General features: G+C 54.9%; 14 protein-coding genes and 1 tRNA gene. 11 read left to right on the forward strand and 4 right to left on the reverse strand.

Features of this window, described 5'->3' with window-relative positions; genetic code table 11:
- Positions 1-5: 5 nt before the first annotated feature.
- The 3 genes from GOV90_RS01445 to miaA all read right to left on the reverse strand — a co-directional run bounded on the left by GOV90_RS01445 (position 6) and on the right by miaA (position 4095).
- Positions 6-1052: an ABC transporter permease gene (locus tag GOV90_RS01445; RefSeq protein ID WP_171089639.1), complete on the reverse strand. Its 1047-nt coding sequence runs from the start codon at positions 1050-1052 to the stop codon at positions 6-8.
- Between the two features lie 136 nt (positions 1053-1188).
- Positions 1189-2859, reverse strand: coding sequence for an ABC transporter substrate-binding protein (locus tag GOV90_RS01450; protein WP_171089641.1), 1671 nt, complete (start codon positions 2857-2859; stop codon positions 1189-1191).
- 342 nt (positions 2860-3201) lie between these two features.
- Entirely contained in the window at positions 3202-4095 is an 894-nt protein-coding gene (gene miaA, locus GOV90_RS01455) for a tRNA (adenosine(37)-N6)-dimethylallyltransferase MiaA (RefSeq protein WP_171089643.1), read from the reverse strand.
- Between the two features lie 97 nt (positions 4096-4192).
- Here miaA and pyrH point away from each other — a divergent pair, with 97 nt between their 5' ends.
- The 11 genes from pyrH (at position 4193) to GOV90_RS01510 (ending at position 16266) form a co-directional block, all read left to right on the forward strand.
- Positions 4193-4945: a UMP kinase gene (gene pyrH / locus GOV90_RS01460; RefSeq protein WP_171089645.1), complete on the forward strand. Its 753-nt coding sequence runs from the start codon at positions 4193-4195 to the stop codon at positions 4943-4945.
- A 249-nt stretch (positions 4946-5194) separates the two neighbouring features.
- Positions 5195-6421 carry an aminotransferase class V-fold PLP-dependent enzyme gene (locus tag GOV90_RS01465; RefSeq protein WP_171089647.1) on the forward strand — a complete coding sequence of 409 codons (1227 nt, stop codon included), beginning with the start codon at positions 5195-5197 and terminating at the stop codon, positions 6419-6421.
- A gap of 48 nt (positions 6422-6469) precedes the next feature.
- Entirely contained in the window at positions 6470-7894 is a 1425-nt protein-coding gene (locus GOV90_RS01470) for a deoxyribodipyrimidine photo-lyase (RefSeq protein WP_171089649.1), read from the forward strand.
- Between the two features lie 69 nt (positions 7895-7963).
- Positions 7964-9172 carry a cyclopropane-fatty-acyl-phospholipid synthase family protein gene (locus GOV90_RS01475; protein ID WP_171172804.1) on the forward strand — a complete coding sequence of 403 codons (1209 nt, stop codon included), beginning with the start codon at positions 7964-7966 and terminating at the stop codon, positions 9170-9172.
- A gap of 15 nt (positions 9173-9187) precedes the next feature.
- A complete protein-coding gene (locus tag GOV90_RS01480; protein WP_171089653.1) occupies positions 9188-9628 on the forward strand; it encodes a TrgA family protein in 441 nt (146 codons plus the stop codon).
- Positions 9629-9655: 27 nt separating this feature from the next.
- Positions 9656-10771: an NUDIX domain-containing protein gene (locus GOV90_RS01485; RefSeq protein WP_171089655.1), complete on the forward strand. Its 1116-nt coding sequence runs from the start codon at positions 9656-9658 to the stop codon at positions 10769-10771.
- 68 nt (positions 10772-10839) lie between these two features.
- The gene (locus tag GOV90_RS01490; RefSeq protein WP_171089656.1) at positions 10840-11874 is read left to right on the forward strand and encodes a cysteine synthase A; all 1035 of its coding nucleotides are present in this window, start codon (positions 10840-10842) and stop codon (positions 11872-11874) included.
- Positions 11874-14300 carry a DUF3772 domain-containing protein gene (locus GOV90_RS01495; RefSeq protein WP_171105217.1) on the forward strand — a complete coding sequence of 809 codons (2427 nt, stop codon included), beginning with the start codon at positions 11874-11876 and terminating at the stop codon, positions 14298-14300. Before GOV90_RS01490 ends, GOV90_RS01495 begins: the two co-directional genes overlap by 1 nt.
- Before the next feature lie 146 nt (positions 14301-14446).
- Positions 14447-14536 (forward strand) — tRNA-Ser (locus GOV90_RS01500).
- A 306-nt stretch (positions 14537-14842) separates the two neighbouring features.
- Positions 14843-15211: a group 1 truncated hemoglobin gene (locus GOV90_RS01505; protein ID WP_171089661.1), complete on the forward strand. Its 369-nt coding sequence runs from the start codon at positions 14843-14845 to the stop codon at positions 15209-15211.
- Complete coding sequence (locus GOV90_RS01510; RefSeq protein WP_171089663.1) at positions 15208-16266, forward strand: adenylate/guanylate cyclase domain-containing protein; 1059 nt, start codon at positions 15208-15210, stop codon at positions 16264-16266. The genes GOV90_RS01505 and GOV90_RS01510 overlap by 4 nt, the downstream gene beginning before the upstream one ends.
- 6 nt (positions 16267-16272) lie before the next feature.
- Here GOV90_RS01510 and GOV90_RS01515 read toward each other — a convergent pair whose 3' ends face one another.
- Positions 16273-16887 carry a TetR/AcrR family transcriptional regulator gene (locus tag GOV90_RS01515; protein ID WP_171089665.1) on the reverse strand — a complete coding sequence of 205 codons (615 nt, stop codon included), beginning with the start codon at positions 16885-16887 and terminating at the stop codon, positions 16273-16275.
- Positions 16888-16936 lie beyond the last annotated feature (49 nt).

The following is a 16936-nucleotide window of genomic DNA, read 5'->3' on the forward strand; positions in this document are numbered from 1 at the left end:
CCTCCTTAAGAAATGCGGATACGCGGGTTAAGGTAAACGTAGCCGATATCCGAGATCAGCTGGGTGAACAGCACCACAAAAACCGACACAACAGAAATCGCCAGCAACAGCTGGATGTCGTTGTTGCCTGCCGCCTGAACCAGCGCCCAGCCAAAGCCCTTGTAGTTAAAGAGGGTCTCGACGATCACGACACCATTCAGCAGCCACGGGAACTGCAGCATGATGACCGTGAAAGGCGCGATCAGCGCATTACGCAACGCGTGCTTCATGACGATGTTGCCGAAGGACACACCCTTGAGGCGCGCGGTTCGGATATATTGCGCGGTCATCACCTCGGTCATCGAGGCGCGCGTCATGCGGGCGATGTAACCCATCCCATAGAGCGAAATTGTTAGAACCGGCAGGAAGAAGTTCTCGAATGTCGGGTTTTCCATTGCCGACGTCGCCGTGCCCTTGAACCATTTCAGGCCGACGGTCGAAGAGGTGAAGATCGCGATGAAAATCACGCCGGATACATATTCAGGCGTCGCGGTCGTGATGATCGAGAAGGTCGACAGCGACCGATCCATGGCAGATCCTTCGCGCATCCCCGCCAGCACACCAACAAGCAGCGCCGAAGGCACCATCAGAACCAGAACCCAGAACATCAAGTAGCCGGTATTGCCAAGCCGCACACCGACGATTTTACCAACCTCGTCCTTGAAAACTGTGGAATAGCCCCAGTTTCCTTGCAGAACACCACAATAGCGGGGCGTGTTTTCCTCGGTCGAACCGGGTCGTACGCAAGAGCCCAGAAAAGTCCCGTCGTCCAGTGTTTTTGTGAAGCCCGGCATCACGCCAAGCCACTGGCCGTATTTGATCAGTGTGGGTTGCAGGTAGCCTCGATTGTCCAGCCAAGTTTCAACTTGCTCGTCTGACATCCGCTGGTTGCCTTGGGTTTTGGCCAGCTTTTCAAGGTTCGGGTAGAGGTTGGTCAAAAAGAAGACCACGAAAGTAAGACATAATGCCGTAAGTAGCATCACGCCGAACCGTCGGAGGATAAAGAGTCCCATGTTGGCCCCTGTTGTTCGGGTGTTCCGCAGATCAGTGGACCATTTTCTGGCCTCGGACATCCGACCCCGTGTCGGCAATGTCTGCGGCTGGAAAGGGGCGCCCGATCAGGCGCCCCTAGTGAGAAGCAGGCTGGCTTTACGCGGCCCAACCCCACTTATAGTGATGGTGCTCGAACGACACGTGCATGTCGGTACCGACCAGACCGTCCTTCATGTGACGATAGAGCGACCGCCAGTAAGGCTGGATTGTTACGCCTTCTTCTTGGATCATCGCTTCGCCCTTGGCGACCACTTCGCGCCGTTTGTCGGCATCCGCAATGGCCAGCGCTTGGGTTAGCAGCGCGTCGAACTCCGGGTTAGCCCATCCGAATTCGTTCCAAGCCTCTCCAGAACGATAGGCCAGTGCCCAAATCTGAACGCCCAACGGCCGGTGGTTCCAGTTGGTCGAACTGTACGGGTACTTCGCCCAGTCGTTCCAGAAGGTGTTGCCCGGAAGAACCGTCCGCTTGACCTTGATACCTGCGTCACGCAGCTGAGCGGCGACAGCGTCGGTTGTATTCCGACGCCAGTCGTCGTCGATCGAGATCAATTCGTGCTCGAAATCGGCCATGCCGGCCTCTTCCATAAGCTTGCGAGCGCCTTCCGGATCAACTTTCTGTGGCGGCAGTTCGAAATAATCCGGATGGATTGGGCCGACATGGTGGTTTTCGGCAGGCGAGCCACGGCCACCAAAACCCAGCTCAAGGCAAACAGCGTTGTCTACGGCCATTTGCAACGCCTGACGCACACGTTTATCAGCGTAGGGCTGCTTGCCGTCGACTTCTGCCAGCTGGTTCGGGCGGATTACGATAGTGTTCATCGTGACAACCTCGGACTTTACATAGCCAAGACCGTCCATCACGTCGATGAATTCACCGACTGATTCATACAGCATGTCGACTTCGTCGGATTCCAATGCCGCCAACCAAGCAGACGGGTCGGTGCCGTAGTCAATATACTCGATGCTGTCCAGCGCCGGGCGACCAAAGACCTCTTCACCCCACCAGGTGTGGTTTTCGTTGCGTGTTAGTACGGCTTTCACGCCGACTTCCAACTCGCTCATCAGGTATGGGCCTGTGCCGACATTGTTCAGTAGGTCGGTTTCGTTGAACGAGCTGTGAACGATGGCCGCCGGATAGTCAGCCATACCCGCGATCAACGAGATGTCCGATGCAGGCAGGTTCAGTTGGACAGTATTTGCGTCAACAACCACGATACCACCTTCAACGGCCTGGCCTGTGTCCGCGTCAACCAGTGTCGCAAAACGACCAGCCATCGAGTTGGTTTCCGAGCTCTTGTCACACCAGCGCGCGACGTTGCGAGCCACGTCGTCCGCTGTGAAGTCGTCGCCGTTGTTCCACTTGACGCCCGGACGGACTTTCAGAGTGTAAACAGTCGCGTCTTCGTTGACTTCCCAGCCTTCCAGCAGCATGCCGCGGAATGTACCGTCCGAGTTGTACTCGACCAGATATTCCAGCGTTCCGCGTGATACGTTGGCGATTTGCGACCAGTCATAAGTGCGTGGATCTTTCAGCGCGCGTACTTCCTGTTGAACGCGTAGTGTACCGCCTTCTTTCTTGGCGTCTTCGCCTTCAGCATATGCTGGTGCTGCCATGCCGATCATGCCGTAGGCGGCGGCTGCGGTAACGCCCAGACCAGTGGCGCGGGCCAGGAACTCACGACGGCTCAGTTTGCCGTCACGGTATTCCTGTGCGTGCATCTCGGCCGCCCAGTGCACCTTGTCATTGGTGGTTACGTCATTCGTCATAGATGTCTCCCTGTGACATTAGATTTTGTTGATTGATTATGCTTCTACGCGACTTGGTTGTTACCTGTCGCCAGATTAAAGGGTTCTGATTGTTGGTCTCTGAGCATCCCCATGGCGGTATTCGGCACCAGAAATCAGGCTAGGTCAATGTTCGAATTCGTCATTGAGAGTACAAAAACGACATTCTCGCTATGTTGAACACCTCGCTTCGCAACTGCGGCGAGCTTTGGGTTTGTGCGGTATAGCTTCCATGCATGGCGCAAGGTTAAGCAAAAAAATATTCAAAAACAATTTGTTATGCGGTATTTTTTGGTCAAGGCCAGAAAGGCGTCAAGTTTGGTATCATTTTGAGGGGTCGATCTGATTCCATGCCTTCATGCGAGCCCGAAACCAGGTGCGTTGTCGTTTAGCGAATTGTCGTGTCGCAATCGTTGCGCGATCGCGGGCTTGATCGAGCGTCATTGAGCCGCTCAGATACGCTCTGAGCTCTGGTACCCCGATTGCTTTGCAGGCTGGCAGGTTGGGATCAAACCTGTCCAGCATTGCGCGTACCTCTTCAATAGCGCCTTGCTCTAGCATTTGATCAAACCGGCGTTCTATTCGTGCCAAAAGCCAAGCCTTATCAACGTCTAACACAATCGGCACTGTGTCTTTCAGATTCAGAACCGGCGGCGGAGTGTCGGACTGCCAGGACAGCAGGCTGCGTCCGGTGGCGCGCTGCACTTCCCAGGCGCGCTGCACACGCGCCCGGTTCTGTACGTCCAGACCGGCCAGTGTTTCATCATCGACCCCTGTAATGAGCTCAGGCAGTGAGATCTGGTCTGCCTCAGCCCGTATCTCTGCTGGGGTGGTAGGGATCTGTGCCATGCCTTCGGTCAGCGCGGTGAAATACAAACCAGTGCCGCCCACAATGATCGGACGTTGCGCACCGTTCAGCAAGGGCGTTACCTCCCGCAGCCAATGCCCGGTCGAATAGTCCTGATCGTATGCGATATGACCATACAGGCGATGCGGCGCGCGGGCTTCTTCTTCTTCTGACGGGCGCGCCGAGACAACCCGCCAGCAATCATACACTTGGCTGGCATCCGCGTTGACGATCACGCCACCAAATCGTTCGGCAACCTCAAGCGCCAGGGCGGATTTCCCGGAAGCAGTGGGACCTGCGATCAGAACCGGTTTGTCATCGGGAACAGGAGGCAGCTGTTGAAAATACTGTGCTGTTGATTGCTGGGTCATTTGCGGTTGCCTCAATCCTCACCAACCGCATTGAACCTGCGGAGCTTTTGCTTCATTTTGCGCCGGAAATTAAACCCGTGCCAGCCCGGAGCGCAACATGAGCCTTTCCCCTTCGTTAGAAACCGCTGAATCCCCGAAAACAAAGTATAACAGGGTGATGCTGAAAATCTCGGGCGAGGCGTTGATGGGAGATCAGGGATTCGGCCTGCACCCGCCAACAGTTCAGCGTATCGCGCAAGAAGTGAAGTCGGTTCACGATCTGGGCGTAGAGATCTGCATGGTCATTGGCGGCGGCAACATCTTCCGGGGGCTGAGCGGATCGGCGCAAGGAATGGAGCGGACCACAGCCGACTATATGGGTATGCTGGCCACTGTAATGAACGCACTGGGAATGCAGTCGGCACTGGAAGAGATAGGGGTGTTCACCCGCGTGATCTCGGCCATTCGCATGGATGAGGTGTGTGAACCCTATATCCGCCGCCGCGCGGTACGGCACCTAGAAAAAAAGCGGGTTTGCATTTTCGCTGCCGGTACTGGCAACCCGTATTTCACCACAGACACTGCAGCCACTCTGCGCGCCAATGAAATGGCGTGCGAGGCCATTTTTATGGGTAAAAACGGTGTTGATGGGGTTTATGACAAAGACCCCAAACAACACGCCGACGCCGTGCGGTATGACACCGTGACCTACGATGATGTTCTGGCCAAGCGTCTGCGCGTTATGGATGCCTCGGCCATTGCGCTGGCGCGCGACAACAATCTGCCTCTGATCGTCTTCGGTCTGGACGAACCCGGCGGGTTCCGTGGAATTCTGGCGGGCGAGGGGACGTATACCAAAGTTCAGGGTTAAACCGGACGCTGAACTGCTTACAAAACCTCGACGCTGTGCCGGGGTTTTCTTTTATGCTGCGCCTTGACGGTCATGGATGTGACTGTCTATGTGTCCGTGCTCTTTTTACGAAAGAGCTGCCCCGTAGTTCGCCACTTTGACGTGCGACTACAGGCTGGGCTGGAAGACCTGCCGTGATTTCTGAGATGCCCGGAAACATGTGCGGGTATCTCATTGATCAAAATGCGAAATAATAAGGAGCAATGAGGCATGAGCTCTCTGGATATTGACTTCGTGCGGGCGCAGTTCCCGGCTTTTTCCGAACCCAGCTTGCAAGGGCAGGCGTTCTTTGAAAACGCAGGTGGGTCATACACGTGTAAACCGGTGATCGACAGGCTGACGCGGTTTTACACCCAACGCAAAGTCCAACCCTATGCGCCTTACGAGGCAAGCCGTCTGGGTGGTGCGGAAATGGACGAGGCCCGCGTCCGCATGGCTGCAATTCTGGGCGTCGACACAGACGAGCTGAGCTTTGGCCCTTCGACAACGCAAAACACCTATGTTCTGGCGCAAGCGTTCCGGCAATGGATGAAGCCTGGCGAAGCTATTGTCGTAACAAATCAGGATCACGAGGCTAATTCTGGTCCTTGGCGGCGTTTGGCCGAGGCAGGGATCGAGATAAGGGAATGGCAGATTGATCCTGAAACCGGCTCGCTGAACCCTCAGGACTTAGAGAACATGCTAGACGAAAAGGTTCGTCTGGTTTGTTTCCCTCATTGTTCAAACGTGGTGGGTGAGATCAACCCAGTAACGGAAATCACCGCCATTGCGCATGCCGCCGGTGCATTTGTATGTGTGGACGGCGTATCTTACGCCCCGCATGGTTTCCCGAATGTTGGTGATCTGGGGCCGGATATCTATTTGTTTTCTGCCTACAAAACCTATGGTCCGCATCAGGGCTGCATGGTCATCCGCCGCACGTTAGGAGAGTTGCTGCCCAATCAGGCGCATTATTTCAACGGTGATGTTCTGCACAAGCGCTTTACCCCGGCAGGTCCGGATCATGCGCAGATCGCAGCCAGTGCAGGCATGGCGGATTATGTCGAACTGCTAAATGCACATCATGGTGGGCCAGACAGTGACGCAGCCGCGCAAGGCGAGTTTGTGCATAACCTGATGCGCATGCGCGAAGTGTCTTTGCTGCAACCTGTGTTGAATGCTGTCAAGGATCGCAACGCAGTCCGCCTGATCGGAACATCCGATGCGACCCGGCGCGCACCGACAGTTGCGTTGTCCCTGAACCGACCTGCGGGCCCTGTTGCCGAGGAACTGTCCCAATACGGCGTCATGGCGAGCGGTGGTGATTTTTATGCCGTACGTGCGTTGCAGGCCATAGGGGTCGAGCCAGAGCAGGGTGTGTTGCGGGTGAGCTTCACGCACTATACCTCGCAACAGGAAATTGATCAGCTTTTAGACGCACTTGAACGCGTTTTATGATCCACTTTCCCTGAGCCTTCGTAGTACGAAGAAAACCTCAGGGCGGACATGAAAGACGAGCACACTCCGATTATTATGTGGTTCCGACGGGATTTGCGCCTGTCGGACCATCCAGCCTTAACCGCAGCGGCTGAAAGCGGTCGCCCGGTTGTTCCGGTCTTTCTTCACGATGACCTTGTCGAACAGTTGGGGGCCGCCCCAAAGTGGCGCTTGGGGTTGGGGTTGGAGGCGTTTTCCAGATCCCTTGACGGTCTCGGCAGCCGATTGATCCTGCGTCGCGGCGACGCGCTGGCCCAATTGCAAGCTCTCATCCAAGAGACAGGTGCCGGCGCTGTCTATTGGTCCCGATCTTATGATCCCGCATCGATAGCGCGCGACAAAAAGATCAAGTCGGTGTTGACGGAACAGGGTGTCATGGCAAAGTCCTTTGCCGGGCATTTGCTGTTTGAACCCTGGACTGTGGCGACCAAAACCGGCCAGCCGTTTCGCGTCTACACGCCCATGTGGCGCGCTGTTCAAGGGCGGGGTGTACCTGCGCCTAACGCCTCTGTGACGGGATTGCTTGCTCCTGCAAAATGGCCGTCAACTGAAGAACTGCACAAGTGGCAGTTGGATCGTGCCATGAACAGGGGCGCGTCGATCGTGCGCCCCTATGTACACCCCGGCGAGCAAGCTGCCCACGAACACCTAAACGTGTTTTTGGACCGTGTTGCGCTGTATTCCAAATACCGCGATCGGCTGGATATGGACGGAACATCCAATCTGTCGGAATATCTCTCGCTAGGCGAGATAAGCCCGCGTACAGTCTGGCATCGGGTTCAGCAGGCCGCATTGATGGGCGTATCAGGCACAGATGCCTTCCTGCGCCAGCTTGTTTGGCGCGAGTTTGCCTATCACCTGATGTACCACACGCCACAGTTGGTCACGGGCAACTGGAAGCCGGAATGGGACAGTTTTCCGTGGAACACAGATCCGAACCACCCCGAAGTTGTTGCCTGGACGCAGGCAAGAACCGGTGTCCCCGTGGTCGACGCAGGCTTGCGGCAAATGTATGTCACGGGCCGAATGCACAACCGAACCCGGATGATTGTCGCCAGTTACCTGACCAAGCATTTGATGACAAACTGGAAAATCGGAATGCAGTGGTTCGATGACTGCCTGATCGATTGGGACCCGGCCTGCAACGCAATGGGATGGCAATGGGTGGCGGGCTCGGGCCCTGACGCGGCACCGTTCTTTCGCATTTTCAACCCGCAGACGCAGGCTGAGAAGTTCGATCCGGATGGAACTTATCTGAAGCGCTGGATCGCTGAAGGCGAGAAAAGCCCGAGTGACACGGCCATTTCGTATTTTGAGGCTGTTCCAAAGTCTTGGGGTTTGCGCCCAGACGCAGATTACCCTGCACCGATTGTTGCTTTGGCCGAGGGGCGAACCCGTGCGCTCAGTGCATATGAAAGCCGAAAATCCCACTAAGGAATTGAAAACTTGCCAGAAACAGAATCGCGGCCTAGCCTTACATCAATACCGCAGAGGGGAGAGCGGATGATCCTGACGACAACCGAAGGGCAGAAGGATCTGCCCAGATATTTCGCGCAAGTCTTCAAGATGCTGACCAATATGGAACATGGGCGTCTGGATATCACGTTGCCAGATGGCCGAACATTTCGCGCCGAAGGCACCAAGCCGGGGCCGGTGGCTCAGGTCGACGTCCATGACGATGACGTCTTTGCGCGTTTGATCCGCGAAGGAGAGCTGGGCTTTTCCGACGCCTATCTTGATGGTCACTGGAGCACGCCCGACCTGCGATCCTTCATGGACGTCGTGCATTTGGGCTCTGAAACCGTATATGACGGGTTTACGGGAAAATTCCTAGTACAAGCCTATGAACGGCTGAGATTTTGGTTGCACCGCAACAACCGGGCGCAGGCAAAGAAAAACATCTCGTATCACTACGATCTGGGCAATGATTTCTACGGCCTGTGGCTGGACGAGACGATGACCTATTCCAGTGCGATCTTCGAAACAGGGCAAGAAAGCTTGGAAAAGGCACAAACCGCGAAATATGCAAGCCTTGTGGATGAGATGGGCGCGAAGCCGGGCGATCACATACTGGAAATCGGCTGCGGCTGGGGCGGGTTTGCGGAATACGCCGCCAAGGAACGTGGCCTGCGCGTCACATGTTTGACGATCAGCCAAGAGCAGTTCAAGTATGCCAAAGAACGTATTGAAAAGGCGAGATTATCAGATCTGGTAGAATTCAAGCTGCAAGATTACCGCGACGAACAGGGCCAATATGACGGCATCGCTTCAATCGAGATGTTCGAGGCCGTCGGTCAAAAATATTGGCCCGTTTATTTCGAAACGGTACGAGAGCGACTAAAACCCGGTGCGCAAGCGACGTTGCAGATCATTACCGTGGGTGATCATCGCTGGGACTACTACAAGAATGGCGTTGATTTCATTCAGAAATATATCTTTCCGGGCGGAATGCTTCCATCGCCGTCGATCTTGCGACAACAGATCGACCAGGCTGGCTTGAGTGTGGTGAATTCGAAAGAGTTTGGCAAAAGCTATGACCTGACACTGCGCCGCTGGTACGAGACGTTCAACGACAAGTGGGATCAAATTGCTGAGATGGGCTTTGATGAGCGTTTTCGCCGCATGTGGAATTATTATTTGACCGCATGTGGCGCGGCCTTTGACACAAGCAATTGTGATGTGACACAGATCACCATAGCAAAACCAAGTTAATGAACGGACTGTCATATGCCCACAGCCTCGCGTCTTGTCGCCGCTCTTTGCCTTGTCGTGCTGGCTTTCATTGTCTCAGGGATGATCATCGACAATGGTGAAGAGGGTAAGGACTATGGTTACTTTACCTATGTGAACATGGCGTTAGGCGCGGTCTGTGGCTGGACCATCATGGGTAAGCGCGCCGGGCGAGGATGGACGGCGGGGATCAACAATGGCCTGACGGGTGTCGCGTCGCTGGTGTTTTGGGCCTTGTTCGTGCAGGGGTGTTACGAGATGTTCCGCCTCGCCATGCGCAACAGATATGGCGGTCCCTTCGAGGCAGTTCTGGCTATTTTCAAAATCGGGGTCGATTATGGCAAACTGCTGATCACACCTGAAATACTTCTTGCGTTTGCTATTGGGTCAGTTGTTGCCGGTTTGGCCACCGAACAGGCCCACCGCCAATGGCGTTGAAGCAATCCATTATCTGAGAGTTCGAGTTTGCCTAACTTATTTTTCTATGGAACGCTGCGGTATTTGCCGTTGCTCGAACGTGTTTTGGGCCGCTCTTTACAAGAGATTTCAGTTCAAACGGCGATGTTGCCTGATCATGCCGTTTGGGCTGTTCAGGGTCAGGATTTTCCTATGATCCAGACGTCACGGGGTGACAGCGCCCAAGGCGTATTCGTTCAAGATTTGTCGTCCAAAGACCTGGCTCGGTTGGCATTTTATGAGGGTGCGTTTGATTATGACCTGACACCCGTAAAGGTGGTTCTGCATGACGGGACCAAACAGGAAGCACAGGTCTTTTTCCCTGCACCAGGCAGTTGGGAGCCGGACGGGCCCTGGTCTTTGCAACGGTGGGTGGACCGGTTGGGGGAGATTACCGCTCTGGCTGCGGAAGAAGAGATGGCATATTTCGGTCGGCTGGAGCCTCAGGACATGGCTGGCAATATTCGCGCTATCCAAACCCGGGCGTGGGCCAAGATTCTTGCGGGCAAACGGCGCACTGGCGATCTGAGAGATACAAGAAAGGACGTTATCGTGCATCGCCACAATCGTGCCTATGTGAACTATTTCGGGATGGAAGAGGTTGACCTTCAGCATCGGCAGCATGATGGCACTATGGGCCCCGTGCTGCAGCGGGGCAGCCTGATGCAAGGCAGTGCAGTGTCCGTTCTGCCTTACGATCCGGTGCGCGATACTGTGCTTGTTGTCGAACAATTCAGACCACCGGCTTTTTTGATCAACGACCCCGAACCCTGGCTGTGGGAGGCCGTGGCCGGGATGATAGATCCAGGCGAAGAGCCGGAACAAGCAGCCCATCGTGAGGCGATGGAAGAAGCAGGTGTAACGTTTGACCGGCTGGAGTACGCGGGCGGGGCATATTCGTCTAGCGGGTCTTCCACCGGTTTCATGTATCTGTTTGTCGGATTGGGTGACTTGACCCATACCACCACAACTGGCGGCCTTGATACCGAAGGCGAAGATATTCGAAGTCAGATACTGCCTTTTGATACGTTCATAGAGATGACGGATCGTCATGTTTTCAAAGACGTACAACTTGTGGCACTGGCCTATTGGCTGGCGCGCCACCGGGACAGGTTGCGCGCATGACTATCATGCTTGTGGTCGCGGCGGCGCGGCTGTAAATCTTCTCTGATACCAAACGACAAGAGGGCGCCATGCGCATTGCACGAGACCTTGCCGACGCAGTCGGGAAAACACCACTGATCCGGTTGAAGCGCATCAGTGAAGAAACCGGTTGTGAGATCCTCGGAAAGGCCGAGTTCATGAATCCCGGCCAGTCCGTCAAGGACCGTGCGGCGCTTTACATCATCCGTGATGCGGTAGCCCGAGGCGAGTTGAAGCCCGGCGGCACGATTGTCGAGGGAACGGCGGGCAACACCGGGATTGGTCTGGCACTGGTCGGTGCGTCCATGGGGTTCAAGACGGTGATTGTAATCCCGGAAACCCAGTCGGAAGAAAAGAAAGACATGCTGCGCCTTGCGGGTGCGCAGTTGGTTCAGGTTCCGGCCGCACCCTATCGCAACCCCAACAACTTTGTGCACTATTCGCGTCGTTTGGCCGAGCAATTGGCAAAAACCGAACCCAATGGCGCGATTTGGGCAAACCAGTTCGACAATGTTGCCAACCGTCAGGCGCATGTGGAAACAACCGGCCCTGAAATCTGGGAGCAAACCGACGGCAAGGTCGATGGTTTTGTCTGCGCTGTTGGCTCTGGCGGAACTCTGGCCGGCGTGGCCGACGCTTTGCAGCCCAAAGGTGTGAAAATTGGCCTGGTCGATCCGATGGGGGCAGGGCTTTATTCTTACTACACCACTGGTGAAATCGCGATGGAAGGCAGTTCCATTGCCGAAGGCATCGGTCAAGTGCGCATCACCAAGAACCTTGAGGGCTTCAAGCCGGACTTCTCGTACCAGATGACGGATAATGAGGCGTTGCCGCTGATCTTCGATCTGCTGCGCGAGGAAGGGCTGGTCATGGGTGGCTCGACCGCCATCAACATGGCCGGAGCGGTGCGTCTGGCAAAGGATCTTGGGCCGGGCCACACCATCGTTACCATTCTGTGTGACTACGGAACCCGCTATCAGTCCAAGCTGTTCAACCCGGAATTCCTGCGCGAGAAGGAACTGCCGGTACCGGATTGGATGACCGAGGCCCCCCGAGGCATTCCGGGCGTGTTCGAGGACGTATGATGCTGGCGCAGGTCCGCCTGTTTCTTACCCTGTTCTTTCTGTGCCTAGTTGGGTTCGCAGGCGGCGCGGATGCGCAGCTTAGTAACCGGCAGAGCGAATATTATCAGGGGTGGTTGAAAACGGCGGACCGTGCAGAAGATGTGATCGAGGCGAACCGTGCCTCGGACGCAGCTCTGGAAAATTTACGTTCAGAAATTAATAGTTACAGGGACGACTTTAACAGAGCGAGAAGCGCCAACACCGACCGTATTTCCACGTTGGACAGTCAAATCAACGCACTTGGTCCCAAGCCCGAAGGGGACGCGACCGAGCCGGAAGATATTGCAACGTTGCGGGCGCATCTGGAAAAACAGCTAAACAGCTTGCGCGTGCCGCGGATTATTTCCGAGGAGGCATATAGCCGTGCCAACGGTTTGATCAGCGAAATAGATCAGATCCTGCGTACGCGGCAGACCAAGGAGTTCTTTGAACAAGGTCCGTCGCCGATAAACCCCGCATACTGGGGTCCGGCATGGGTGGACGTAAAAGAAGCAATCCAGAGCCTCGGAAATGAAACGATCACCAACTTTCGTTCAGACGTTGTGCGCGAACAAATCCGTGACCGCGGATTGGCAATTTTCGTACTGCTGGCCCTTTCCGCTGTACTGCTGATTTTTGGCAAAAAGTGGTCCGAACGTGGGGGGGAATACTTAAGACTTTGGGGCGGGTCCGGCACTGGGGTTTGGTCTTTCGTCATTTCGCTTTTACGCATTCTGTTGCCTTGGATTGGGGTTCTGGCCGCGGTAACTGCGATAAGCCTGACTGGTGTTACGGGACTGAGGGGAAGCCTGCTGCTGCAAAACATCCCGTATTGGGCAGGGATAATCCTGTTCTACGACTGGATTGGTCGGCAGGTATATGTGATCGGCGCGTCGCAGGGGTTCAAACGGCTGTCCGCTGCAAAAATAAGAGAGCTGCGCCTGTACATCGACCTGCTTGCCGTGATGCTGATTTTGCACGAATTGGCACTGCTGTTCGAACGGATCGAAAACATCTCGGATGCGACCCGAGCCGTTGTCAGTTTCCCGGTCATTGTCGCAACAGCTTTGTTGCTGCTGCGCATACGCCAGATTCGCACCACGGACGGTCCGCCTGACCAATCTGCATCAACTCGAGCGGCAGGCTTCAGCCAATTGGTCGAATTCTTGCGCCGGGCATTGTTCTTATTAGGGATAGCGTCTCCTATTCTGGCGATCTTTGGGTACACCAATGCGGCCGAAGCAATCGTGTTCCCTGCTGTGAAGACTCTGGTGCTCATCGGGGCGTTGGTCATCCTGCAAAGATTCATCAGCCAGATTTACGGCTGGATTACCGGGCAAGGGGACGCGGCTCGTGAGTCTCTTTTTGCGGTACTCGTCGGTTTTGCACTGGCCATAATTGCGCTGCCTATTCTGGCGATATATTGGGGTGCGCGTGAAACCGATCTGTTGGAAGCGTGGTCACGCTTACTGCTTGGTTTCGACATTGGCGGTGTCACGATTTCACCGACCAACTTCCTGACTTTTGTAGCTGTCTTCGCGATCGGTTACGCGTTGACACGGTTGCTGCAAAGCGGGTTGCGCAATTCACTTCTGCCGAAGACCAAAATTGATCCGGGTGGCCAAAACGCGATTGTGGCTGGTTCGGGCTATGTCGGCATATTTCTCGCTGCGCTTGTGGCAATCATGGTAGCCGGGTTTGACTTGTCGTCGCTTGCGATTGTCGCCGGTGCTTTGTCGGTCGGCATTGGCTTTGGTCTACAAACCATCGTGTCCAACTTTGTCTCTGGCATCATCCTTTTGGTGGAACGCCCCATTTCCAAGGGGGACTGGATTGATGTGAACGGTATGATGGGTTATGTGCGCGATATCTCGGTCCGCTCGACCCGGATCGAAACCTTCGACAGAACAGATGTGATCGTTCCAAATTCGGATCTGATCAGCGGCGTGGTGACGAACTATACCCGAGGCAACACAATTGGGCGTGTCATCGTGCCCGTTGGTGTCGCCTACGGTACCGATACGCGCCAAGTCGAAACCATTCTGGGTGAGATCGCCAATAACCATCCGATGGTTTTGGCAAACCCGGCGCCCAGTGTTGTGTTTCAGGGCTTTGGCGCGGATTCCCTTGATTTCGAGATCCGCGCAATCCTGCGTGACGTAAACTGGGTGCTGTCGGTGAAGTCCGACATGAACCACGAGATCAACCGCAGATTCTCGGACGCGGGTATCGAGATTCCGTTTGCTCAGCGCGACATCTGGTTGCGCAATCCCGAAGCTTTGCAGGCGGATGTCAAAGATCAGAGAGACCCTGCCAAACCCGTGGAAAGCAAGCCCGAGGCCCCATCACAAAAACCCGCTGACCTTACAGAGGCTGATTTGGATCCAGACGCTGGTGACGAAGTTTAACGGCGTTATCCAACGTCCTTGAAACGATCTGAAATGGCCGGGTGAGAGCCGCACGGGGGCAGGGCAACTTATTTGGGTCATTCCCGATTTTTCGCCGCATTGGGGCCTTGCAAATCTGACCACATTCGTTCACATATCGCCGGCACGGAGAGGTGGCCGAGTGGTCGAAGGCGCACGCCTGGAAAGTGTGTAGGCGGGAAACCGTCTCCAGGGTTCGAATCCCTGTCTCTCCGCCATAATCTTCCTAACTGTGATGATCTTTGGTGCACGGGTGCAGATCGGTTTGATTCACCGATGCCGCCACTGAAAATCACATGAAGGATGAAGGGGCAGGAGAAGCTTTTGAAACCAGCTGGGTGTGTTGGCTTCATCTACTCGTTTTACTGTTTTAAGTTATTCGGGTGCAAAGACCTGCGGCAGTTTTCAATTGACTTGCCTGAAAACTCTTTTCCGGTCGGAGCATACTGATCATAAACGTTAACAAAAATATCAATTTGATATAGAGTTGTGGTGTTATTGATCAGTAACGCGCGGGTATTCGTGTGACACAGACACTTTATGAAAAGTATGGCGGCTTCAAAACAATCAGCCGCGTCGTGATGACCTTCTATGAGATGGCATTGGATTCTGACGACATCGGCCATTACTTCGAGGACATTGACATGCCCCGTTTGATTGACCATCAGACGAAGTTTGTGTCTTCGCTAATCGGAGGACCTGCATCATTCAACGACGACAGAATTGAAGCTGTTCACCGGCATCTGAACATCTCACATGATGAATTTGACGTCATGGCGGAACTGTTCGGCGATGCGCTGAGCGCCCATGGCATGTCGGACGGGGATATCAAAACAGCGCTGGCCGCAATTGAGGGCAAACGGTCCATCATCGTCGTCCGGACTGCGGCATGAGCATACTGGCAATCAATGAGCAACTGTTGCGTGCCATTGGTGTTGGTGTCGCCGTGGTGCGTGCCTCGGATCTGGAGTTCGTGTTTCACAATGGACCTTTCGCGGAATGGTTTGGGACCCCGGAAGAAGGGAATACGCTTGGAGATATTCTGCCGGATCTCGACCCCAAAGAACTGGAAGATGTCAAACAGTCTGGCCTGAGGTACTCGGTTGAGCTTCAGATCAAACCAAAACGCCGGACGTTGATCTTTGCGGTGACAGTGTCGCTGGCCAATGGGTTGTCGGAGCAGGTGCTGATTGTGGAATGCCAGAACATCACCCGCATTCGCGAGCTGGAAAGCATGATCGACAGCTATTCCACCATGGTCGAGCGCAATACCCGAGAACTTGAGCGCGAAAAAGAAAGGGTTGAACGCCTGTTGCTGAACCTGATGCCACGGGCCGTCTATGAAGAATTCAAGACATTTGGCGTCGTCACACCTCAGCTGTATCAGCAGGTTTCGGTGGTGATGTTGGATTTTGTCGGGTTCACAGATTTTGCAGCCAAGACCGACCCAACCGTGACCCTGAGCGAGCTGAACGATATCTTCACGGCTTTTGACCGTATCGTCGAACAGTTTGGGTGTGAGCGGATCAAGACAATAGGTGACGCATACCTTGCTGTGTCCGGTATGCCTGACCCGACCCCTGATCACGCCACGGCTGTTGCGCATTGTGCCGTGCGGTTCCTCCGTTATCTCGAGCGCCGGAACGAAAGTCATCCGCACAAATGGCAGGCCCGGATTGGCCTAGGGATGGGGGCTGCGGTCGGATCGGTCGTTGGAATTCAGAAATATGTCTATGACGTTTTTGGCCCGGCTGTGAACATAGCGTCCCGCTTGCAAGTCTTCGCCAACCCAATGAACATCGTGGCACCGGAAGAGATGAAGTATGCACTGATCGATGAATTTCAGGTTTCCGACCTTGGTTGTGTTGACATCAAGGGAATGGGCGAGATGGACCTGATTAATGTGACCTCGGGTCTGAGTATGCCACAAGGTAACCGGTTGCTGTGACCCGTTTCAGTCGTCTTGAGGAATGAGGCCCAAACCGCGTAGGTAAATGCCAATCCCACTTTCCAGCAAATCCTCTGGCGGAAATGGAGAGGTTGCGCCAGTGTTGCGGGCAAAAAGCTCAACAACACCGTGGCTCATCGCCCAGATATGGGCACTGAACATCGATGCAGGTGGGCGCTTTTCTGGCGGAATATGTTGGGACAGGTCCGCCGCCGCTTTTTCCAGAACCGACTTGGCGCGGTTAGCGGCCAAAGAAAGCTCGGTCGTGCGGTTCAAAGAGATTCCGCTTTCGAACATCGCGATATAGTGGCCGGGGTTCTTGCGGGCAAAGGCCAAATAAGCCCGTCCGGTTGCCTCGAACGCTGCCAACGCTGATGGCTGCCCCTTGTCATAGGCATATTGCATCAGATCTGCGAACATCTCGAACCCTTGCCGCGCCGCCTCGGCAATCAGGTCTTCACGTCCCTGAAAATGGCGATAGACGGCTGCAGGAGTTACTCCGGCGGTTTTTGCGGCTTCGGACAGGGTGAAACCAGTAGGCCCTTTTTCTTCAATCAGGGACAACGCGGCTTCGACCAAAGCCTGTTTCAGGTTCCCGTGGTGATACCCGCGTTTCGTCATTCCGGCCTCAGCTGTCTTGATGCAGTGTTTGAAAACAACGAGATAGAGC

Source organism: Ruegeria sp. HKCCA5929, from assembly GCF_013034525.1.
Taxonomy (GTDB): Bacteria; Pseudomonadota; Alphaproteobacteria; order Rhodobacterales; family Rhodobacteraceae; genus Ruegeria.